This is a genomic window from Azospirillum sp. TSH100, from assembly GCF_004923295.1.
Classification (GTDB): domain Bacteria; phylum Pseudomonadota; class Alphaproteobacteria; order Azospirillales; family Azospirillaceae; genus Azospirillum.
This window is the reverse complement of the sequence record NZ_CP039636.1, coordinates 741,319-761,696: the sequence shown is the minus strand read 5'-3', so window position 1 is coordinate 761,696 and position 20,378 is coordinate 741,319. Positions and strand designations below refer to the sequence as shown.

Sequence of the window (20,378 nt, the reverse complement as noted above, 5' to 3'; positions counted from 1 at the left end):
CATGGAGGCATTCGGCTGGCCGCAGATGATCCTGGCCGCGGTGGCGGTTCAGCGTCTGCTGGAATTGGCGATCGCCCGCAGAAACACCGCCCGCCTGCTGGCCGCTGGCGGGCGGGAAGTGGGTGCCGGGCACTATCCGCTGTTCGTGGTGTTGCATATGGCATGGCTGCTCGCTCTGTTCGTAACGGTGCCGCCCGGTGCACCGGTGAACGGCTGGCTGCTGGCGCTGTTCCTGCTCCTCCAGGCTGGGAGGGTCTGGGTGATAGCGACACTCGGCCGCTTCTGGACAACGCGGATCATCACCCTGGATAGCGCGCCTCTGGTTCACCGCGGCCCATTCCGCTGGGTCCGGCATCCGAACTATCTGGTGGTGGCGGGGGAGCTTGCCGTACTGCCGCTGGTTTTCGGTGAGGTGTGGATCGCCGTCGCGGCTTCCTTGCTCAACATCCCGCTGACCCTGCACCGCATCCGGGTGGAAGAGCAGGCCTTGCGCGGGCGCGACGGAACCGGAAGCGGCGCCGGGGGTTGGACGGAATGGAGCAGCCGGCGCAGTCCACCGGCGGCCTGATGGCATTCCCTTGAAGCAGGACCCCCGCCATGCAACCGACCAACGGTGTTCCAAACTCTCCTGTCATCTGCATCACCGGCGCCTCCGCCGGGGTCGGACGCGCAACGGCGCTGGCCTTCGCCGCCTACCGCAAGGCTTCCATTGGCCTGATCGCCCGCTCGGCCGATACCCTGGAGGAGGTGAAGAAGGAGGTCGAACGGCTGGGCGGACGGGCGCTGGTTCTGCCGTTGGACGTCGCCGATCCCGACGCGCTAGAGGCAGCCGCAGGCCAAGTCGAGGACGCCTTTGGTCCCATGGATGTATGGATCAACGTGGCGATGGTCACCGTATTCGGACCCGTTCATGCCGTGACGCCGGACGAACTGAAGCGGGTGACCGACGTGACCTATCTCGGCTCCGCCTACGGCATCCAGACGGCGTTGCGGCGGATGCGGATGCGCGACCGCGGCACGATCCTTCAGGTGGGATCGGCTCTCGCCTACCGGTCGATCCCGCTGCAATCGGCCTATTGCGGGGCCAAACATGCCATCACCGGCTTCATCGACAGCCTGCACTCCGAACTGATCCACGACGACAGCCGCGTCAGGCTGACCACCGTTCATCTGCCGGCGGTCAACACGCCGCAATTCGATTGGGCGCGCAGCCATATGCCCCGCCGGGCCCGCCCAATGGGCACCATTTTCCAGCCGGAAGACATCGCCCACGCCATCCTGCACGCCGCCGAAAATCCCCGCCGCGAATATTGGCTGGGCGGATCGGCGATGCAGGCGATCCTCGGGACCCTCCTGGCGCCGGGTTTCGCCGACCGCTACCTCGCCAAAACAGCGGTCGAGGGCCAGATGACCGATGAACTCGAGATCCCCAACAGGCCCGACAACCTGTACCAACCCGTCAGCGGCCTGCACCGCACCCGCGGGCGCTTCGGGTTGCCGCACAACAGCCTGCGTCTGACGGCACCCAGCAGTGCCGCACGCGGCATCGCGATGGCCGCCGGCCTGCTCCTGGCTGGTGGGGTTGGCTTCATGGTGAGCCGGATGACACACCGGTGAATATCACAGTGTAGCAGTCAGGATTTCCCCTTGCAGGCCCTGTCAGGGCGACTACATAGAGTGCCATACGTCAACAACAGAAAGGAGGTGATCTCGTGTCTCATTGTCCGTCTCACTCGTCGTCGAGCGCCAAGGCCGGGGTCTCTTTCTTTGCGGAAGGGATTTTGGTCCGCTAAGGACTGCGCCGTGGTGTCGACGACACACGGATTGACAATGGAAGGGCTGCCGGCAATGGTAGCCCTTCTTTGTTTTTTTGAAATGAAAGCCCCCTCTCCCTCGCGGGAAAGGGGCCTTTCTTTAAGCCAGTTGCAGTCTCAGTGCTGCATTTCGCCCATCTGCTTGCGGCTGTCGCCGGTCTTGTCCTGGATAATGCTGTCGTCTGGCTTGCCTTCGACTTCCAGGATGCCGATCAAGCCCTTGGTGGCTCGGCTCAGCGCGTGATCGACCAGGGCGTATTTGCCGGGATAATCGACCTTGAATTCCACCATCGTGGCGCCGCCGGGTGCGACGGTAACGGTCTGGACCCCCTTGGTCGGCTCGGTCTCCAGTCCACCCAGATTGTAGACCTTATCGAAGATCTCGCCGATGACATGGAAGGAGGAGGTCAGGTTCGGACCACCGACGCCAAAGAACAGGCGAACGGTTTCGCCCACCTTGGCCTTCAGCGGCTTGTCCTTGGTCAGGGCGCCGACCGTACCGTTGAACACCAGATAGCTCGGACGCTCGTTGACGAGGCCGTCATAGTCATCCTCGGCATTCGCCTGGTTCTTCGCTTTGGTGGCGTAGATTTCCTGCTGCATCACGTAGAATTCATGATCGACCGGCGGCAGACCGGCTTCCGGCTCCACCACGATCAGGCCATACATGCCCTTTGAGATGTGATGGGCGACCATCGGCGTGGCGCAGTGATAAACGTAGACGCCGGGCGTCAGCGCCTTGAAGCTGAAGGCCTTGGTCTGACCCGGTTCAACCTGGGTGATCTGGCCGCCGCCGAGGAAGCCGGTCGCGGCATGGAAGTCGACGGAGTGGTTCATCGTCGATTCCGGCGCGTTTGAGATCGAAACATCCACCGTGTCGCCGACACGCACCCGCACCATCGGACCCGGAACCGTGTTGTTGAAGGTCCAGTAGGTGTAGGTGGTGCCGTCCTCCAGCTTGGATTCGACTTCCGTCGTCATCAGCGCGACCTTGTGGGTCTTGGGCGCCCGTTTGCCGGCCTTCTCGGGGGCCGGGACGGCGGCCGGATCCTGGACGACGCTGACCGTCGGCTGCTTGACCTTCGGATCGGCATAGAGCGTGTCAGCGGCAGAGGCGGCACCGATACCGGACAGGATCATCAAAGCGGCGGCGCTGACAGTGACGAGAGAGAGCTTGGTCTTCATGGCGTCGTCTCGGCTGAATGTTTCTTGTGAGGGAATATTCCTCCCTTGTCCGAGACCTCTTCTTGACCGTCGTCAAGTGGAACTTGTAAACGCTATTTTGTCGCAGCTCCTCTTTATTTCCTTACAAAACGTAATGACTTCCAAGATTACGATTTCGGACGAAATGCGACACAAATTTCTGCATCGGTTTCGATCCGGCCGGCACCGATCAGGTCCAGGCAATAGGGAACCGCGGGGAATACCGCCATCAGGCAATCGTGGATCGCGGACGGTTTTCCCGGCAGATTGATGATCAGGCTGCGGCCGCGGATCCCTGCGGTCTGGCGCGACAGGATGGCGGTCGGCACCACCCGCAGACTGACCGATCGCATCAGCTCGCCGAAGCCCGGCATCATCTTGTCACAGACCCGCTCTGTCGCTTCCGGCGTCACGTCGCGCGGTGCCGGACCGGTGCCACCGGTGGTCACCACCAGACCGCAGCCGGCGACGTCGCACAACTCGATAAGGGTATCGGCGATCAGGTCCAGCTCGTCGGGAATCACCCGCGCTTCCGCAACCCAGGGGGAGGCGACGATGCGGCACAGCTCATCCCGGATCGCCGGGCCGCCCTTGTCCTCGTAGACGCCGCGGCTGGCGCGGTCGGAGACGGTGACGATACCGATTTTTACAGGGCTGATCTTAACCGGTTCGCTCATTCGGAATGGTCCTCTTTTGCTCAGGCGGCACAGGCGACCTGCCGGTAGAGCGCCGGCAACGCCTTGGTCAGGTGGGAGACCTGCGGGAATATGGCATAGGCGCCACGGCCGAACAGATAGGGGATGTAGTCGCGGGCCTGCGCATCGACTGTTATGGCGAAGACCGCGAGCCCATCGCGCCGCGCCTCGCGGATCGCCTGCCGGGTGTCCTCGATGCCGTAGCGGCCTTCGTAATGGTCGACGTCGTTCGGCTTGCCGTCGGTCAGCAGAACCAGCAGCCGGTGGCGATTCGGCCGTTCGGCAAGCTCGGCGGTCACGTGGCGGATCGCCGCACCCATGCGGGTGTAATAGCCGGGTTTCAGCGCACCGATCCGGCGGGTCACGGCGGCGCCGAGCGGTTCTTCGAACCCCTTCAGCGTCTGCACCCGCACCCAGTCGCGCCGGCGCGAGGTGAAGGAATAGAGCGCATGGTCGTCGCCGCAGGCGGTCAGGCCGTGGGTCAGCGCCAGCAGCGCCTCCTTCTCCACATCCAGCACGCGGCGGCCCTCGATCCAGCCGTCGGTGGAGAGCGATCCGTCGACCAGCACCGCCACCGCCAGATCGCGGGCCGCACTGCGCACTTGCTGGTGCACGCGGTCGCTGCCGCAGCCGCCGGCCTGAAGATCGGCCCGGCTGCGCACCAGGGCGGCCAAATCCAGCTCGTCGCCATCGGGCTGTCCGGTGAATAGCATGCGGCGCGGACGCAAGGCCTCGAACTGGCGGCGGACCTGACGGATGCGGCGCTGGGCCGCGGCGTCGGGCTGCCAGGAGTCACCGTCGGCCGGTGCTGTTTCGGCGATCACCCGGCAATGGTTGGGAAGATGGGCCTGCCGGCCGTGATCCCATTCCGGATAGCTCAGGGTCGCCACCAGCGGCGTGTCGTCGACCACCGGCGCACCGAGATCGAGGTCGAGCTTCAGCGTGGTCGATGCCTTGCGCTGATGCGCGCCGACCGCGATCTCGTCCAGGTCGTCGGCGGCCTTGCGGGCATTCTCCGCGTCATCGTCATCGACGGCACGCGGGATGTTCAGCGCCTCGGCAAGGCTTAGCATCTTCTCGAAGCGGTTGAGGATCAGCGGGTCGTTGCGCTGGATCTGGTCGGTCTGCCGTCGGGTCGCCGCACGGCGGCGCTGATCGCCCTCGGCCGCCCGCCCTCCCTCGCCGGGGCTGTCAGCCGCGGCGGTGGCATCCCGACCGGCGCCGGGCGACACCAGCCCCCACAGCGGCACCGGCAGCAGCCGGGCATAACCGTAAGGGGCGGTGAAATCCGACAGCGGGATGGTGGGGGCCAGCATACGGGCGACCCCGCCCAGCGCACGGTCGGCGCCGAGCAGCGCCATGGCGGCGTGCTCGACATCGGCCTCCACCGGAGGCAAGCGACGGATGGGGCGGCTGGCGGCGACGGCGCGGGCCAGCTCCTCATGCATGCGGGTCAGGCCGGGCCAGCAGGTCAGCACCCGCGTCGTGGTCGCGGCGGCACTGCGGAGCGCCTGCACATCGGCCTGTAACGGGTCGGTGGGAACCTGCTCTGCCTCGGCATGGGCGAAGAAGGCGGCCAGCCATTCATAAAGCTTTTCGTTCAGGGCTGGATCGGGGAACAGGTCGATCGTGGTCGGCAGTTGCAGCACATTGCCGTCCAGCGCGGCCCGCTCCACCCGCTCCTCCCCCAACCCGATACGGCCGAGCAGCGACAGCCGGTGTCCCGAAACCGCAGCGGTTCCGGCGGCAAGCCGCACCCCGTGGTCACCACCCAGCGCCCGGAAGAACACCGCCAGCCGCGGGCGCATCGTCTCCAGCATCACCGCGGCTTCCGGATGGTGTGGATAGCTCGATCGTCCGCCGATCAGGCGGTGCCACAAACGACCGACGGTCTCTTCCGGCTCGAAGAACTCCAGCATGACGATAGCCCCCGCCCTTTTCCGATCAGCCCAACGTGACCTCGGCGATGCGCAACAGGGCGGCGCGGATGTCAGGATCGTCGGTTAGCGGTTCGATCAGAGCCGCGCGGATGGCGCGTTCCGGCTTCATGCCGGAGCGGATCAGCGTGGCGCAGTAGATCAGCAGGCGGGTCGACACGCCCTCCTCCAGATCCTGGCCCTTCAGGGCGCGGAGCGCGTTGGCGAGGCGGACCAGTGGGACGACGCGGTTCTCGGCCAGGCCGCTTTCGGTCGCGACGATGGGGATCTCGCGCTCGGGCGCCGGAAAATCGAACTCGACCGCCAGGAATCGCTGGCGGGTGCTGGGCTTCAGCGCCTTCAGCACATTCTGGTAACCGGGGTTGTAGGACACCACCAGCATGAAGCCCGGCGGCGCTTCCAGTGTCTCGCCGGTGCGGTCCAGCGGCAGGATGCGACGGTCGTCGGTCAGCGGGTGCAGCACGACGGTGACATCCTTCCGCGCCTCCACCACCTCGTCGAGATAGCAGATGGCCCCTTCGCGCACGGCGCGGGTCAGCGGCCCATCCGCCCAGACGGTGTCGCCACCCTTGAGCAGATAGCGGCCGGTCAGGTCGGCAGCGGTCAGGTCGTCGTGGCAGGACACGGTGTAGAGCGGCCGTCCGAGCTTCGCCGCCATATGGGCGACGAAGCGGGTCTTCCCGCAGCCGGTCGGCCCCTTCAGCAGAAGCGGCAGACGGTGGGTGTAGGCGTGCTCGAACAGCGCGCACTCGTCGCCCGTCGGCTGATAGAAGGGCAGATCGGTGCTGTTCGCGGCATCGACGGTCTCAGGCACGGCTGCGAGGGTGGCGCTGCGGATCATCGCGAAACTCCTGAAAAACAGACGGCCCCCGCCGCGGATACGGACGGGGGCCGGAGATTTGACGCTTACTCGGCTGCCTGGAGGCCGCTGGTGACGGCTGCCGGACGCTCTTCACGGGCCGGGCCGAACACGGCGTAGAGGTAGACGACGACGCCGATCCCGACGGCGACACCACCACCCAGACGCAGCCAGTAGAACATGGCGATCTGTTCCTGGACCTCCATGTAGCCCAGCCCCATCACGCGCTGCAGGTGGGTCTGCACGATGCCGGCGGCGGTCAGGGCGAAGGTCATGAAGGCCATGCCGCCGCTCATCATCCAGAAGCTCCAGATGTTGAGGGTCTGGTTGTACGGCGCCCGACCGCGCAGGTAGGGCATGGCGTAGGTGATGATGGCGAGGTTGATCATCGCATAGGCGCCGTAGAAGGCGAGATGCCCGTGCGCCGCCGTCACCTGGGTGCCGTGGGTATAGTAGTTGATCGGAGCCAGCGTGTGCAGGAAGCCCCACAGCCCGGCGCCGAAGAAGGCGAACACCGCGCAGCCCAGCGACCACAGCATCGCCGCCTTGTTCGGATGACGGCGGCCGCTCTTCCACACCATCATGAAGGCGAAGACGACCATGGTGAAGAAGGGCGCGACTTCCAGCGTGGAGAACAGCGAGCCGATCCACTGCCAGTAGCCGGGCGTGCCGATCCAGTAATAATGGTGGCCGGTGCCGAGGATGCCGCTGAACAGGGCGAGGCCGACCATGGCGTACAGCCACTTCTCCACCACTTCGCGATCGACGCCGGTCATCTTGATCATCAGGAAGGCGAGGATGGAGGCCAGGACCAGTTCCCACACGCCCTCGACCCACAGATGGACGACGTACCACCAGTACATCTTGTCCAGAGACAGGTTCGCCGGGTTGTAGAAGGAGAACAGGAAGAAGACCGCGATGCCCCACATACCCACCAGCAGGATGTTGGTGATGACCGTGCGGCGACCCTTCAGCACCGTCAGCGTGATGTTGTAGAGGAACATCAGCGCAACGACGACGATCGCGGCCTTGATCCACAGGGGCTGTTCCAGGAACTCGCGCCCTTCATGGATGCGGAAGACATAGCCGACGACCGCGGCCAGCGCGCCGAAGACGAACAGGCCGAGCTGGATCAGCGCCAGTTTGGGACTGTGCAGTTCCGTCTCCGCCTCCTCGGGCACCAGGTAATAGGCGGCGCCGAAGAAGCCGATCAGCAGCCAGACGATCAGGGCGTTGGTGTGGATCATCCGGATGATGTTGAAGGGCAGCAGCTCCGACAACGTGTTGGGCAGGACATAGACGGTGCCGGCCAGGAGACCCACCAGGATCTGCACACCGAACAGCCCCATGGCCGCCGCGAAGTAATAGAGGGCGACTTTTTGCGATTCGTACTTCATGACGGAAATCTCCTCAGCCCGACAGCTTGGGCGGCCAGTTCTGGGTGTTGATCCGGCTTGTCCATTCCAGGAACGCGGCAAGGTCTTCGACCTCGCTGTCGGTCAGATGGAACTGCGGCATCTGGCGCCGGCCTTCGATTCCGGACGGCTGTGCCGCCATCCAGCTCTTGAGCGCCATCACGGCGCCTTCGGGGTCTTTGTCGCCGCCATAGCGCAGCCAGACATTGCCCAGCTCGGGGCGAAATAGGCGCCCTCGCCCAGCAGCGTGTGGCAGTTGATGCAGGAGTTCTTCTCCCACACATGCTTGCCGCGCGCGACCGCCTCGGTCAGCGTCTTCTTATCGGTGCTGGTGTTGACGACGTAATTGTGGCTGAGCGCGGTCAACGCGACGAAGGTCGCGAAGAAGAACAGCGATCCGCCGTAGAAGATGTTTCGCGCGGCCGCCTTGGTGAAGCGTTCGGTCATCGCTCGGGATCCCTGGAAATCTCGATCTGTCGGTCGAGAGGGGGGTCGGTTTGGAAGGCGTTGGTTGTGCGAAGCCGGGAGCGGGAAGCCGGGCGTCGCAGCGTCATCCGCCACGGGTCGGGCGAATAATTGACCGTGGCGGAAGGGCATTCCTTGACCGAGGTCAAGCCGATCACCGGATCGCCGGCTTATCATTCGCATACGTGATGACAAGCTTTGGACATTTGAAAATGGCCGACGTTGAGATGACGGGCCTTGAGATGGCCGGTCCGGAAACCGCGGGTCCGATCGATCGGGGAGGCGGCCTTGCCGCCCTGCCCGGCAACCTGATGATGTGGATCCTGATCTTTAGCGAACTGGCGGTGTTCGGCGTCGCCTTCATCGGCTTCGCCATCGCCCGCGTGCTGGATCCGGTGACATTTGCCACGGGTCAGGCCCATCTGAACGGCACGGCGGGGGCGCTGAACACCATGGTGCTGGTGACCAGCGGTTATCTGGCCGCCCGTGGGGTGGCGGCCGGCCGGCGTGGCGCGATGGCGCCGGCACGTCGCGCGATGGTCACGGCGGCGGCGGTCGGCTCGGTTTTCCTGGCGGTGAAGGCTATGGAATACTCGGCGACGCTGGGCGCCGGCCTGACCATCGACACCGACGCCTTCTTCACCCTCTATTTCCTGCTGACCGGCTTCCACGCCCTGCATGTCGTGCTGGGCATCGTCATCCTGCTGCTGGTCAGCCGCTCCGGCCCGGAGACGATGGTCGAGAATCTGGAGACGGGCGCGGCCTTCTGGCACATGGTCGATCTGGTCTGGGTGATCCTCTACCCGCTCGTCTATCTGATCCGCTGAGGAGACCGGCCATGAGCGCTCTCAAGAAAATTGACCGGCTGACGCTGTCCTGGCTGATCCTGATGGGCCTGACCGCCGTCACTCTGCTGTTCGCCCGCCATGGCGATGCGGGCGGCAGCATCGGCATTGCCGGGGCGGCGCTGCTGCTGGCGCTGGCGGTGACGAAGGGGCGGGAAATCCTGCTGCATTACTTGGAATTGAACCATGCCGGTCCGGGCTGGCGGTTTCTGATGACCGGCTGGCTGGTATTGCTGTGCTGCGCGATCCTGCTGGTCACCGCCGCTGGTGCCCTGGGCTGGGCTGGACCGCACTAACCCATCATCGAGGATGAATTGGCCATGACCGAAGCCAAACTCGGCCTGATCCTGACCAGCATCGCCGTCATCACGGTGGCGGTGGCGCTTTACCGCCAGCGCGCCTTGGGGCGCAACGGGCTCGTGACTGTGGCTGCCGCCACATTGCTTGTATTATGCTCAATGTTTTTCACTCAATAGATGCTAATCTTATCAAAATCAGTAGCGAAATGTGCATAAATGTTACGCAGAACGATTTTTTATGCCGATTTCCTGGTTTCAAAATGATGATTTTGATTGATTTTTATAAGAGATTTACTCGCGTATAAAGATTTGTCTGAAATGTAATAAACTATGGAGTGTTTTTCATGGTCATAACACCCGTTATTTCCGTTGCGCTTCCCTCGACCGGTGTTCCTACACAGCCAAACCAGCTGCCGAATTTGGAGGTTTATACCACCCAAGGATTCAATTTGAAGAATGGCGGCTTCGCCAGCAACGTAGCATTCGTTCAGACATTCTCTAAAGACACAACAGTTCATTACACTATTGACGGAAAAACCGGAGTATATTACGTTCCAGATCAAATTTCATATGATCCTTCTCATAATGGGACTTACAAATCTGTTTCATCCTCCATCATACAATCACAGCAGGACTATAGCAATTATATATCAGATTCAGTTTCATTTGGAGCGTCTTATGATTTTGCATCCGTGCATGGTGGTGTTTCTACGGTTTTTTCACAAGGAATCTCTATCTCCAGTAGCCAGACTTATGGTTTGAATTTCGGCGGCTCCATCGTGTTCTCAATAGCACGCAATCTTCCGTCGAAACTTCCAGATAATTATCTGACTTCGGACTTTTCCACCGCCCTGAATGGCTTGACGCCATCCAGCAGCCAGAGCGACTTCGCAGCCTTTTTTGACACTTACGGCACTCATTATCTGAAATCGGGATGCTTCGGCGGCTCTTATGTCATGCTCAGTTCCATCGCCACCTCTTCCATCAGCTCGATGACGCAGTCGCAGGTGTCCGCGGATCTGACGGCGGGCTTCAATGCTGTGCTGGCCAGCGGTTCCCTGACGGTATCCGCCCTCGAAAAGTCTGGCAGCTCGGTCTCGTCCTTCTCCAGTTCCAGCAGCTTCAACTTCTTCACCATGGGCGGTCAGTCGTCCACCGATCTCGATGATTTCACCAGTTCCATCTCCTCCGATCCGGTTCTGCTTATGAACCCTTCGGTTTCGCCGCAGGCGGTGGTCAGCCCGATGACCGACCTGATGACGCCTGCCGCCTCTGAGGAGATGATCCAGGCCTATCAGCAGGCGCTGACCCTGTATCTGAACCCTGAAATGTCCGTCATCGGACCAATCTCCGCGGTCAATCCGTCAACGGTCATTTGCGCGGCTTCCGACGGCTTCCTGTCGGGCTGGACCTACGAGCAGAACAACGGTGACAATGCGCTGTTCACGCTTGTCACGGACAGCAACCTGAACCCGACGGCAGTTCGGGGCATGGGGTCGATGAACCAGAACAGCAGCAGTGGCATTATTGTACCTTCAGGCAATGCAATCGTTCCGGTGCGTAAAGGCGATTATTACAACGTCCTCCTCGATGCAGCAGCGGGTAGTCCAGTTTTCGACAGCTACTTCACCGCATTTAACTTTCCGCCGACAGTTTCCCTCGGCGCGTGGTCCACTCCAACGACCTACACCACCGCCAATACCTTGACGGGAACCGCCCAAACCGACCTGTTCGTATGCGTCACCATCCAGCAGCAGAATGATGGTGACCGTGGCTATGTCATCGGTTCCATCAACGGAACGGCCATCGCGGCCGCCTCCATGCACTCCTACACGGGCAACGACATCCACATTCCGCAATCCAGTTTCCTGTTGCCGGTACCGTCGGGCTCCTCCTACTCCATCGCCTACACGGTAACGGCGGACAATCCGCTCATGACCATCTATACGATCCCGCTACAGTCGGAAATTGGCAGCGTCCTTCAGGCGCCGGTGGCATTGTCTCCGAACGTCACCTATACCGCGCCGACCGACGGGTTCGTGGTGGCATCTTTGGACGCAACGACGAGCGGTTCACGCGGTACGCTGAGTGGGTTCGCTGGTCAGTTCCCCAATCTGCAAACGACCGTTATGGTTGGCAACACCTCGGTCCACCTCTATAGCAACATCGATTGCTACGTTCCCTACAATGCGATCACCTTCCCTGTGACCCGCGGTGCACAGTACAATTCTGCTTTCAACAATAGTGTCGACTCGACGACCTGTACCGTTTATTGGATTGGCCTGTCGGTCTGACCCGCAGGCACCCTGTCGGTGGGGCCCCCACCGACAGGGCTTTGAGCGATTGATGCGGTGGAACCGTCAACTTAAGGCAGGGGCCGCAACAAGACTGACACCAGTGCGGACTCCGGATCGGCCAGATCATCGATCACATCGAAGTGATGGCGCCCCTCGGCCAGCCGAAGCCCGGTCGCCGCCCCCAGCCCGAGCCAGATGTTGGCGAGCAGCTCGGTCTGACGGACAAATTCCGGCCGTTCGTCGGCACCAACCCAGCAGGTGACGCCGATGCCGGGTTGCGGGCGCAACAGGGCCGGGCTTTCGGCAACGGCTTCCGCTTCATCCAGACCCAGCTTCACGTTCATGCCGGTGTTCAGCAGAGGGCGCAGGTCGTGCAGGCCGCTGATCGAGACGACATGCTCCACCCGCGCCCGAACCTCCTCCGGCAATGGCGCGTCCGCGCAGACGAGTCGACTGACCAGATGACCGCCGGCGGAATGGCCGGTCAAGCGCAGCGGCCCTGCCTCCGCCTTCGCGATGGCGTTCACCGCCCGTGCCATCTGCAGGGTGATGCCGGCGATACGAGTGTCCGGGCACAGCGTGTAGCTGGGCATGGCGACCGCCCAGCCACGCGCGAGCGGCCCAGCGGCGAGATGCGACCAGCGCCCCTTGTCGAAGGCCATCCAATAGCCGCCATGGACGAACACCACGGTGCCCTTGGAACTCCCCTCCGGCCGGAACAGGTCGTAGCGTTCCCGCTCCCCCTCGCCATAGGGCAGGTCCAGTTCCGCCCGCCCGGCAGCGGCAAGCACCGCCCGGAAGGCGGCGGCCTGCTCCGCCCAACGGGCGGGATAGGCGTCGCCGCCGGGGATGTGGGCGCCATTGCTGTAGGCGTCGTCCCAATCCGTGATTTTGCGCAAGTCCGTCAAAGCACCGTCCTCACCCGCCAGAGTTCCGGGAAAAGCTCCACCGCCAGCATGTTGCGCAGGTAGGAAACGCCGCCGGTGCCGCCGGTGCCACGCTTGAAACCAATCACCCGCTCCACCGTCGTCACATGGTTGAAGCGCCAGCGGCGGAAGTAATCCTCGAAATCCACCAGCTTCTCGGCAAGCTCGTAGAGCGGCCAGTGCGTTTCAGGGGATTGGTAGATCACCCGCCACGCCTCGGTGACGCCGTCGTGGGGTTGATGGGTCTGCGAGACGTCGCGGTCCAGCACCTCCGCCGGAACGGGAATGCCGTTGCGGGCGAGCAGGCGCAACGCCTCGTCATACAGGCTGGGACGCAACAGTTCCTGTTCCAGCAGGGCATGGATTTCCGGACGGTGCGCGTGGGGCTTCAGCATCGCCGGGTTGCGGTTGCCCAGCAGGAACTCGATCTCGCGGTACTGGTAGGACTGGAAGCCGGAGGACTGGCCCAGATCGTCGCGGAACCGGGTATATTCGCTGGGCGTCATCGTGCGCAGCACGTCCCAAGCCGAGTTCAACTGCTCGAAGATGCGGGCGACGCGGGTGAGCATCTTGAAGGCGGGCGACAGCCGGTCGTCGCTGATCGCCTCGCGTGCGGCGCGGATCTCGTAGACGGCCAGACGCATCCACAGCTCCGATGTCTGGTGCTGGATGATGAACAGCATCTCGTCATGGGCGGTGGAGCGCGGGATCTGCGCCCCCAGGATACGGTCCAACTGCAGATAGTCGCCATAGGACATCCGTCCGTCGAAGGCCATCTGCGCGCCCTCGGTCGCCGGATCGTAGGGCTTCTTCATATCCTGGCCGCTCATGTGACGATCGCCTTCTTATGATATTCGGGCCGATCCCAGAGGCCGCCATCCATCACCTGTTTCAGGATGGCGACGGCACCGCGTACCTCCGCCTCGCCGATGTAGAGCGGGGTGAAGCCGAAGCGCAGGACGTCCGGCGCGCGGAAATCACCGATCACGCCACGGTCGATCAGCGCCTGCATGACGGCATAGCCCTGGGGATGGCGGAACGACACCTGGCTGCCGCGCCGGGCTCCATCGCGTGGGGATGCGAGTTCCAGCATCGGGCATTGCGCCTCGACCAATCCGATGAACAGGTCGCACAGCGCGATGGAGGTGCGGCGGACGTCGGCCATGTCGACCTCGTCCCATACGTCGAGCGCCGCCTCCAGTGCGGCCAGCGCGATCACCGGCGGGGTGCCGACGCGCATCCGCTCCACCCCGGCACCGGGGCGATAGGAGGGGTCGAAGGCGAAGGGCGCAGCATGCCCCATCCAGCCGGACAGGGCCGGCAGCGCCGTCTCCGCATGCCGCGGGGCGACATAGATGAAGGCCGGCGCCCCCGGCCCGCCATTCAGGTATTTGTAGGTGCAGCCGACCGCGAAATCGGCACCGGCGCCGGCCAGATCGACCGGCAGCGCCCCGGCGGAATGGGCGAGATCCCACACCGTCACCACACCGGCGGCATGGGCCTTGGCCGTCAGCGCCGCCATGTCGTGCAGGCGCCCGGTCCGGTAATCGACCTGGGTCAGCATCAGCACGGCGACATCCTCGCCGATGGCCGCCTCCACCTCGTCCGGCGCTACCACCTTCAGGACATGGCCGCGGCCCAGCGTCTCGATCAGCCCTTCGGCCATATAGAGGTCGGTGGGGAAATTGCCGCTGTCGGAAAGAATCACGCGGCGCCCCGGCCGCATCGCCAGGGCGGCGGCCAGCGCCTGATAGACCTTGATCGACAGGGTGTCGCCGACGACGACGCTGCCCGCCTCTGCGCCGATCAGCCGGGCGATGCGGTCGCCGAGTTTGCGCGGCTGCACCATCCAGCCGGCGCTGTTCCAGCCGCGGATCAACTGCCCGCCCCATTCGTCGGCCAGGGTGCGGGCAACCCGCTCCTCCACCCCGATGGGGAGCGGCCCCAGCGAATTGCCGTCAAGGTATATCACCCCGTCGGGAATGCGGAAGCGGAGTCGGGTCTTGTGAAAATCGGTCTTCTGAAAGTTGGTCTTGGGAGACTCTGTCATCGGTCTGCCTGCTCCTTCAGGCCGGATGGCGGCGGGACGTGAGGACACGGAGCCGCTGTTTGCCGATTGAAAAACATCCGGCAAACGAGAGGGGAAATGGTGGAAACCGAAGGCGTCGGAGACCGGCCGACGACCATTGGTTGGTACAACCACCTGACTTTCTGGAGTATCCGCGCGGTGGCGGGCTGTCCAGCAAAAAATGCACCCCGCCAATCAGGGTCCGGTTCAGGCGGATGCCGCCGCATCCACCGCGCCGATCAGGATGTTGCGCAGCAGCATGCCGCTTCCCGACAGGATCCGCCCGCCGCTGCCATAGAGCTGGACCGTGCGCTTGTACAGGTCGGGCTGGGCAAAGGGTATGATGACGAAGCCGTCGTCGCCCGCGCCCGCCCTGCTCTCGCCCAGGCTGCGGATGGCGATGTCGCTGGCGATGCCGACCGCCCGTTCGCCCCGCACGTAATCGCAGATGATCGCGAAGGAGTTGGAGGTGAAGGTGCTGGCCTGCATCGTCCGTTCATCCACCCGCAACAGGGCGACGACGCGGGCGATGGTGTTGTGGGTGGGCAGCGCCAGCTTCACGCCGCGAAGGTCGTCGATGGTGACGCTGGGCAGTGCCGCCAACGGGTGGTCGCGCCGGACGAAGACGCAGGTGTAGGTCGACCAGCTTTTCTCGATCCGCAAATCGGCTTCCGGCAAAAGCGTGAAGACCAGCCCCAGATCGACCTCACCCTGGCGAAGCTGTTTCACGATCGCGTCGGACGGAGCGACGGTCAGATCGACGGCGGCGTCGGGATGCTCGGCCTGGAAGGCTCGGACCGCGCGCGAGGCGATCAGGGCGACGCCGTCGGATACGGCGATCCGCACCGCCCCCTTGCGCAAGCCCACGCCCTCGCGCACCTCCACCGCCACCCGCTCGGCCTCAAGCGCGCTACGTCGGGCGTAGTCGGCCAGCAGTTCTCCCGACGCGGTCAGCACCATGCCACGCGGATGCCGGTCGAACAGCGGGGCGCCCAGATGGTCCTCCAGCTTGGCGATCTGGCGGCTGACGGCGGACACGGTGACATGCAGGCGCTGCGACGCTTCGCTGAGGGAACCGGTTCGGGCGACCTCCAGGAAATATCGCAAGGCGGTGCTGAGCATGGCGCGGTCCCCGGCTTTCCTGAAAGTCAAAGCGCGCTTGAGAATATTGAAATTGTCATCGAAACGGAAAGTCGCCGATGATCGCGACGTTCAGAAAACGCGCTGCGCCGAAGGTCGCAACGTCGCCCGAGACCGGCGGGCGGCGGCGGGACCGTGTTGGCGCGGCTCGATACTCCCCTTATTCGGAGATTGTCAATGGAGCGCATTGCGGCCGAAAGCCAGTCGGCCGGGACGGCCCGGATCGAGGATGACGGCCGCCGCGCCGTGGTGGCGGACGCAGCCGGTTCTCTCACGTCCGGCGGCTTCGTCGCCGACCTCGACCGCCGGCTCGCCCACCGGACCGACAGCACGGCAGGGGATGTCGCCGTTCTGAACGCCTATCTGGCGGACGAGATCGCCCCGACCCTGCACGCGATGGGCTTCACCACGGAGATCTGCCGGGCGGCGGCGGACGGGCGCAACCTGTTCCTGATTGCCGAGCGGCACGAGGATTCCGGACTGCCAACCGTGCTGATGTACGGCCATGGCGACGTGGTCGCCGGCATGGACGATCGCTGGTCCGACGGGCTGTCGCCCTGGCAGGCCACACTGCGCGGCGACCGGCTGTATGGCCGGGGCAGCGCCGACAACAAGGGCCAGCACAGCATCAATCTGGCTGCCTTAGCCGCAGTGCTGAAGGCCCGGCGGGGCCGCGTCGGCTTCAACCTGAAACTGCTGCTGGAGATGGGCGAGGAGATCGGCTCGCCGGAACTCCAGGCGATCTGCCGCAGCCGGCGCGACCGGCTCAAGGCCGACGTGATGATCAGCTCCGACGGACCGCGCATCGCCGCCGACCGGCCGACGCTGTTCCTCGGCGCCCGCGGCGGGCTGAACATCCGCCTGACACTGGACCTGCGGCCGGGTGGGCATCATTCCGGCAATTGGGGCGGCCTGCTGGTCAATCCGGCGACCCGCCTGTCCGCCGCCATCGCCTGTCTGGTCGACGGCCGGGGCCGCATTCTGGTCGACGGGCTGCGTCCGCCGCCGCTGTCCGACGCGGTGCGCCGGGCGCTGTCCGACATTCCGGTGGTGTCGGGTGCGGACGAGCCGGAGATCGACGCCGATTGGGGCGAACCCGGCCTGTCACCGGCCGAGCGCGTCTATGGCTGGAACGCGCTGGAGGTGCTGGCGATGTCGGCCGGCAACACCAGGCATCCGGTGAACGCCATCCCCGGCAAGGCGGAGGCGGTGCTGCAACTGCGCTTCGTCGTCGGCACCGACGCCGCCGGCGCCGGGGAGGCGGTGAAAGCCCATCTGGCGGCGAACGGCTTCGGTGATGTGCAGGTTTCCGCCGCCGTGATGTCGAACGCCACCCGCCTCGACCTCGACGACGACTGGGTGCGCTGGGCGGTCGGCTCGATGGAGCGGACCACGGGAAAGCCGGTGGCGCTTCTGCCCAATTTCGGCGGGTCGCTGCCCAACGAATTTTTCGTCGAGGATCTGGGCCTGCCCACCCTGTGGGTGCCCCATTCCTATCCCGGCTGCAACCAACACGCCCCCGACGAGCATCTGCTGATCCCGGTCGCCGACGAGGCTCTGCGGATCATGGCCGGCCTGTTCTGGGATTTAGGGGAACGGGCGGCGCGCTGACTTCGAGGACCACCAGCAGCAAGCGGCCGCGGTGACGAGCGAACCCGACAAAGGGATGGCCGGACCGCTGCCGCCCGAACTGACGACGACTTCTGGGAGACTTCACGAATGACGACAGGGACGGCAACCGGGACATCCGCCCAGGCGCTGGGCGCTGCGGGGGCGAAGGCTCCGGCGAAGGAATTCAACCTGACCCGCATGCTGATCGCAACCTCGATCGGCAATGCACTGGAATGGTATGACATCGCGGTCTACGGCTTCTTCGCCCTCTACATCACCAAGGCCTTCTTTCCCGCCGCCAACGAGACGGTCGGGCTGCTGCTGGCCTTCGGCACCTTCGCCATCTCCTACCTCGCCCGTCCGCTGGGGGCGCTGGTACTCGGCAACTACGCCGACCGGGTCGGGCGCAAGGCGGCGATGCTGGCCTGCATCCTGCTGATGGTGCTGGGCACCGCCATGATCACTTTCATGCCGGGCTATGCCAGCATCGGCATCCTTGCCCCCATCGGCATTCTGGTCGCCCGTCTGATCCAGGGCTTTTCCGCCGGCGGCGAGTTCGGCAGCGCCACCGCCTTCCTGGTGGAGCATGCCCCGACCGCCGTGGCTACATCGCCAGCTGGCAGTTCGCCAGCCAGGGGATCAGCAGCGCGTTGGCCGCGCTGTTCGGCGTGCTGCTGACCGCCTGGATGCCGGCCGACCAGTTGCAGGACTGGGGATGGCGCCTGCCCTTCGCCTTCGGCCTGCTGGTCGGCCCGGTCGGCCTCTATATCCGCCGCCACCTGGACGAGCCGGAACCCACCGAGGAGAACCACCCGCAGGACGGCGAGCGGGCGGCGGTGGCGACCGTCTTCGCCTCGCAGAAGCTCCGGCTGGTCGTCGCCATCGGCTGCCTGATCATCTCCACCGCGGTGAATTACCTCCTGGTCTACATGCCCACATATGCGGTCAAGCAGCTGGGCCTGACGCCCACCGTCGGCTATGCCAGCACCTTCGCCGGCGCCATCATCCTGACGGTGCTGACGCCCTATGTCGGCCACATGTCCGACCGGCTGGGCCGCACCCGCGCCATGCTGATCGCCACCGTGCTGATGTTCGCATCCTTCTTCCCCTGCTTCCTCCTGCTGAACGCCACCCCGACGGCGACGATCATCATCGCGGTGGTGATGTGGCTGGCGACGCTGAAGTCGGTCTATTTCGGCGCCCTGCCCGCCCTGATGTCGGACCTGTTCCCGCGCGCCACCCGCGCCACCGGCCTGTCCTTCAGCTACAATCTGGGCGTCACGCTGTTCGGCGGCCTCGGTCCCTTCGCGATGACCTGGCTGACCGACGCCACCGGCAGCAAGCTGTCGCCCAGCTATTACCTGATGGTGCTGGCGACGCTCAGCTTCGTCTCCCTGATCGCCGCCCGCCGCCGCTTCGGCATCAGCTGACGACCGCCCCCCATTGCGGCAGCCCGCCGGTGCCGACCCTTGCCTTCACGGCAATGCGCCGTTGAGAAGTTCGGCATTGTCGGCGAGGCCGTGACAGGGGAGGATCGCACCGGCCGGACCACCCGGCCGGGATTACTGTCCCCATCGCCACCCCCAAGGACCGGACGAACCGCCATGTTCAACGCGCTTTCCCGCCAGCCCGACGACGCCCTGCTCGCCCTGATCGGGCTGTACAGGCAGGATCCGCGGCCGGGCAAGGTCGATCTCGGCGTCGGGGTCTACCGGGACGAAGAGGGGCGCACCCCGGTCTTCCGCGCGGTCAAGGCGGCGGAACGCCTGCTGCTCGACGGGCAGGACAGCAAGGCCTATCTGGGGCTGGAAGGCGATGCCGGCTATCTGGAGCGGTTGTGGTCGCTGGTCGGCGGTGCGGCCGGAACCAAGGTCACGGCGGCCGGCGTGCAGACCCCCGGCGGCTCGGGCGCCCTGCGTTTGGCCGCCGACCTCGTGCTGCGCGGCGGCTCGAAGCGGGTGCTGGTCGGCCAGCCGACCTGGCCCAACCATGTCGGCATCTTCGCCGCCGCCGGGCTGGAGGTTGTGACCCATCCCTTCTTCGACACCGCCGGCCAAACCGTGCTGTTCGACCGCATGATCGCAGCCTTCGACGCGGCACAACCCGGTGACGTCGCCCTGCTGCACGCCAGTTGCCACAACCCGACCGGCGCGCCGCTGTCGCTCGCCCAGTGGAAGGAGTTGGCGGCGGTGCTGGAGACGCGCGGCGTGCTGCCGCTGGTCGACCTCGCCTATCAGGGTTTCGGGCGTGGGCTGGACGAGGATGCGGAGGGGCTGCGCCACCTGATCGGCGCAGTGCCGGAAACGCTGGTCGCCGTGTCGTCGTCCAAGTCCTTCGGCCTCTATCGCGAGCGCACCGGCGCCATCTTCGCTATCGCCGCCGCACCGGCCTCCGCCGAGCTTGCCAAGTCCAACCTGATGGGGCTGGCCCGCACCAGCTATTCGATGCCGCCCGACCATGGCGCCGCCGTGGTCCGCACCATCCTGGGTGACGCCGCCCTGACCGCCGACTGGACGGCGGAACTGGACGGCATGCGCGCCCGCATCACCGGCATCCGCCGCAAGCTGGCCGCTGGGCTGGCCGGCGCCTTTCCCGCCCTGACGGCGGTGGCGGAGCAGGAGGGCATGTTCTCCCTGCTGCCGCTGACCGAGGCGGAGGTGCTGCGTCTGCGCGCCGAGCATGCCATCTACATGCCGACCTCCGGCCGCATCAACATCGCCGGCCTGAAGACGGCCGAGGTGGATGATGTGGTGGCGAAGTTCGCCGCGCTTCGCTGAACCCTTTGGTTCGAGCAGGGGACAGAC

Annotated in this window: 19 protein-coding genes and 1 pseudogene; 10 read left to right on the top strand and 10 right to left on the bottom strand. The window is 64.8% G+C overall.

Annotation, left to right across the window (positions count from 1 at the left end; translation table 11 throughout):
* The first annotated feature begins 1 nt into the window (after nucleotide 1).
* Nucleotides 2-568, top strand: coding sequence for an isoprenylcysteine carboxyl methyltransferase family protein (locus E6C72_RS20945; protein WP_109084755.1), 567 nt, complete (start codon nucleotides 2-4; stop codon nucleotides 566-568).
* Between the two features lie 29 nt (nucleotides 569-597).
* A complete protein-coding gene (locus E6C72_RS20940) occupies nucleotides 598-1,617 on the top strand; it encodes an SDR family oxidoreductase (RefSeq protein ID WP_109084756.1) in 1,020 nt (339 codons plus the stop codon).
* Between the two features lie 314 nt (nucleotides 1,618-1,931).
* Here E6C72_RS20940 and nirK read toward each other — a convergent pair whose 3' ends face one another.
* From nirK to E6C72_RS20910, 6 genes and pseudogenes are all read right to left on the bottom strand, one after another.
* Nucleotides 1,932-2,999 (bottom strand): copper-containing nitrite reductase, encoded by a 1,068-nt coding sequence (gene nirK, locus E6C72_RS20935; RefSeq protein WP_109084757.1) that lies wholly within the window; start codon nucleotides 2,997-2,999, stop codon nucleotides 1,932-1,934.
* A gap of 146 nt (nucleotides 3,000-3,145) precedes the next feature.
* On the bottom strand, nucleotides 3,146-3,694 hold the full coding sequence (mog, locus tag E6C72_RS20930) for a molybdopterin adenylyltransferase (RefSeq protein WP_109084758.1): 549 nt from the start codon (nucleotides 3,692-3,694) through the stop codon (nucleotides 3,146-3,148).
* 20 nt (nucleotides 3,695-3,714) lie between these two features.
* Nucleotides 3,715-5,631, bottom strand: coding sequence for a nitric oxide reductase activation protein NorD (locus tag E6C72_RS20925; RefSeq protein WP_109084759.1), 1,917 nt, complete (start codon nucleotides 5,629-5,631; stop codon nucleotides 3,715-3,717).
* A 25-nt stretch (nucleotides 5,632-5,656) separates the two neighbouring features.
* A complete protein-coding gene (locus tag E6C72_RS20920; protein WP_109084760.1) occupies nucleotides 5,657-6,490 on the bottom strand; it encodes a CbbQ/NirQ/NorQ/GpvN family protein in 834 nt (277 codons plus the stop codon).
* 65 nt (nucleotides 6,491-6,555) lie between these two features.
* On the bottom strand, nucleotides 6,556-7,905 hold the full coding sequence (locus E6C72_RS20915; protein ID WP_109084761.1) for a cbb3-type cytochrome c oxidase subunit I: 1,350 nt from the start codon (nucleotides 7,903-7,905) through the stop codon (nucleotides 6,556-6,558).
* Between the two features lie 13 nt (nucleotides 7,906-7,918).
* A pseudogene (locus E6C72_RS20910) lies at nucleotides 7,919-8,370 on the bottom strand (cytochrome c).
* 230 nt (nucleotides 8,371-8,600) lie between these two features.
* On the opposite strand from E6C72_RS20910, the gene E6C72_RS20905 reads away from it, so the two are divergent.
* The 4 genes from E6C72_RS20905 to E6C72_RS20895 all read left to right on the top strand — a co-directional run bounded on the left by E6C72_RS20905 (nucleotide 8,601) and on the right by E6C72_RS20895 (nucleotide 11,826).
* On the top strand, nucleotides 8,601-9,215 hold the full coding sequence (locus E6C72_RS20905) for a cytochrome c oxidase subunit 3 family protein (RefSeq protein WP_109084763.1): 615 nt from the start codon (nucleotides 8,601-8,603) through the stop codon (nucleotides 9,213-9,215).
* Nucleotides 9,216-9,226: 11 nt separating this feature from the next.
* Nucleotides 9,227-9,529, top strand: coding sequence for a cytochrome C oxidase subunit IV family protein (locus E6C72_RS20900; protein ID WP_247875545.1), 303 nt, complete (start codon nucleotides 9,227-9,229; stop codon nucleotides 9,527-9,529).
* Between the two features lie 24 nt (nucleotides 9,530-9,553).
* Nucleotides 9,554-9,709: a hypothetical protein gene (locus tag E6C72_RS31840; RefSeq protein ID WP_169055252.1), complete on the top strand. Its 156-nt coding sequence runs from the start codon at nucleotides 9,554-9,556 to the stop codon at nucleotides 9,707-9,709.
* A 167-nt stretch (nucleotides 9,710-9,876) separates the two neighbouring features.
* The gene (locus tag E6C72_RS20895; protein WP_109084764.1) at nucleotides 9,877-11,826 is read left to right on the top strand and encodes an MAC/perforin domain-containing protein; all 1,950 of its coding nucleotides are present in this window, start codon (nucleotides 9,877-9,879) and stop codon (nucleotides 11,824-11,826) included.
* A gap of 71 nt (nucleotides 11,827-11,897) precedes the next feature.
* Here the strand turns inward: E6C72_RS20895 and E6C72_RS20890 are convergent, their stop codons facing one another.
* The 4 genes from E6C72_RS20890 to E6C72_RS20875 all read right to left on the bottom strand — a co-directional run bounded on the left by E6C72_RS20890 (nucleotide 11,898) and on the right by E6C72_RS20875 (nucleotide 15,945).
* Nucleotides 11,898-12,728 (bottom strand): alpha/beta hydrolase, encoded by an 831-nt coding sequence (locus E6C72_RS20890; RefSeq protein ID WP_348981135.1) that lies wholly within the window; start codon nucleotides 12,726-12,728, stop codon nucleotides 11,898-11,900.
* A gap of 5 nt (nucleotides 12,729-12,733) precedes the next feature.
* Entirely contained in the window at nucleotides 12,734-13,585 is an 852-nt protein-coding gene (kynA, locus tag E6C72_RS20885; RefSeq protein WP_199228706.1) for a tryptophan 2,3-dioxygenase, read from the bottom strand.
* Nucleotides 13,582-14,805: a kynureninase gene (kynU, locus tag E6C72_RS20880; protein WP_109084766.1), complete on the bottom strand. Its 1,224-nt coding sequence runs from the start codon at nucleotides 14,803-14,805 to the stop codon at nucleotides 13,582-13,584. Before kynU ends, kynA begins: the two co-directional genes overlap by 4 nt.
* 225 nt (nucleotides 14,806-15,030) lie before the next feature.
* Nucleotides 15,031-15,945, bottom strand: coding sequence for a LysR family transcriptional regulator (locus E6C72_RS20875; protein WP_109084767.1), 915 nt, complete (start codon nucleotides 15,943-15,945; stop codon nucleotides 15,031-15,033).
* Between the two features lie 195 nt (nucleotides 15,946-16,140).
* Here E6C72_RS20875 and E6C72_RS20870 point away from each other — a divergent pair, with 195 nt between their 5' ends.
* The 4 genes from E6C72_RS20870 to E6C72_RS20860 all read left to right on the top strand — a co-directional run bounded on the left by E6C72_RS20870 (nucleotide 16,141) and on the right by E6C72_RS20860 (nucleotide 20,351).
* The gene (locus E6C72_RS20870; protein WP_109084768.1) at nucleotides 16,141-17,574 is read left to right on the top strand and encodes a M20 family metallopeptidase; all 1,434 of its coding nucleotides are present in this window, start codon (nucleotides 16,141-16,143) and stop codon (nucleotides 17,572-17,574) included.
* A 108-nt stretch (nucleotides 17,575-17,682) separates the two neighbouring features.
* The gene (locus E6C72_RS32350; RefSeq protein ID WP_247882154.1) at nucleotides 17,683-18,252 is read left to right on the top strand and encodes an MFS transporter; all 570 of its coding nucleotides are present in this window, start codon (nucleotides 17,683-17,685) and stop codon (nucleotides 18,250-18,252) included.
* Nucleotides 18,225-19,004 (top strand): MFS transporter, encoded by a 780-nt coding sequence (locus E6C72_RS20865; RefSeq protein WP_247882153.1) that lies wholly within the window; start codon nucleotides 18,225-18,227, stop codon nucleotides 19,002-19,004. Before E6C72_RS32350 ends, E6C72_RS20865 begins: the two co-directional genes overlap by 28 nt.
* 174 nt (nucleotides 19,005-19,178) lie before the next feature.
* Nucleotides 19,179-20,351, top strand: coding sequence for an amino acid aminotransferase (locus tag E6C72_RS20860; RefSeq protein ID WP_109084770.1), 1,173 nt, complete (start codon nucleotides 19,179-19,181; stop codon nucleotides 20,349-20,351).
* Nucleotides 20,352-20,378: the final 27 nt, after the last annotated feature.

What these genes read in the sequence shown, in the direction of transcription:
- E6C72_RS20945 (WP_109084755.1), top strand. Translation starts at nt 2, where the DNA reads ATGGAGGCATTCGGCTGGCCGCAGATGATCCTGGCCGCGGTGGCGGTT.
- E6C72_RS20940 (WP_109084756.1), top strand. Translation starts at nt 598, where the DNA reads ATGCAACCGACCAACGGTGTTCCAAACTCTCCTGTCATCTGCATCACC.
- nirK (WP_109084757.1), bottom strand. Translation starts at nt 2,999, where the DNA reads ATGAAGACCAAGCTCTCTCTCGTCACTGTCAGCGCCGCCGCTTTGATG.
- mog (WP_109084758.1), bottom strand. Translation starts at nt 3,694, where the DNA reads ATGAGCGAACCGGTTAAGATCAGCCCTGTAAAAATCGGTATCGTCACC.
- E6C72_RS20925 (WP_109084759.1), bottom strand. Translation starts at nt 5,631, where the DNA reads ATGCTGGAGTTCTTCGAGCCGGAAGAGACCGTCGGTCGTTTGTGGCAC.
- E6C72_RS20920 (WP_109084760.1), bottom strand. Translation starts at nt 6,490, where the DNA reads ATGATCCGCAGCGCCACCCTCGCAGCCGTGCCTGAGACCGTCGATGCC.
- E6C72_RS20915 (WP_109084761.1), bottom strand. Translation starts at nt 7,905, where the DNA reads ATGAAGTACGAATCGCAAAAAGTCGCCCTCTATTACTTCGCGGCGGCC.
- E6C72_RS20905 (WP_109084763.1), top strand. Translation starts at nt 8,601, where the DNA reads ATGGCCGACGTTGAGATGACGGGCCTTGAGATGGCCGGTCCGGAAACC.
- E6C72_RS20900 (WP_247875545.1), top strand. Translation starts at nt 9,227, where the DNA reads ATGAGCGCTCTCAAGAAAATTGACCGGCTGACGCTGTCCTGGCTGATC.
- E6C72_RS31840 (WP_169055252.1), top strand. Translation starts at nt 9,554, where the DNA reads ATGACCGAAGCCAAACTCGGCCTGATCCTGACCAGCATCGCCGTCATC.
- E6C72_RS20895 (WP_109084764.1), top strand. Translation starts at nt 9,877, where the DNA reads ATGGTCATAACACCCGTTATTTCCGTTGCGCTTCCCTCGACCGGTGTT.
- kynA (WP_199228706.1), bottom strand. Translation starts at nt 13,585, where the DNA reads ATGAGCGGCCAGGATATGAAGAAGCCCTACGATCCGGCGACCGAGGGC.
- kynU (WP_109084766.1), bottom strand. Translation starts at nt 14,805, where the DNA reads ATGACAGAGTCTCCCAAGACCAACTTTCAGAAGACCGATTTTCACAAG.
- E6C72_RS20875 (WP_109084767.1), bottom strand. Translation starts at nt 15,945, where the DNA reads ATGCTCAGCACCGCCTTGCGATATTTCCTGGAGGTCGCCCGAACCGGT.
- E6C72_RS20870 (WP_109084768.1), top strand. Translation starts at nt 16,141, where the DNA reads ATGGAGCGCATTGCGGCCGAAAGCCAGTCGGCCGGGACGGCCCGGATC.
- E6C72_RS32350 (WP_247882154.1), top strand. Translation starts at nt 17,683, where the DNA reads ATGACGACAGGGACGGCAACCGGGACATCCGCCCAGGCGCTGGGCGCT.
- E6C72_RS20860 (WP_109084770.1), top strand. Translation starts at nt 19,179, where the DNA reads ATGTTCAACGCGCTTTCCCGCCAGCCCGACGACGCCCTGCTCGCCCTG.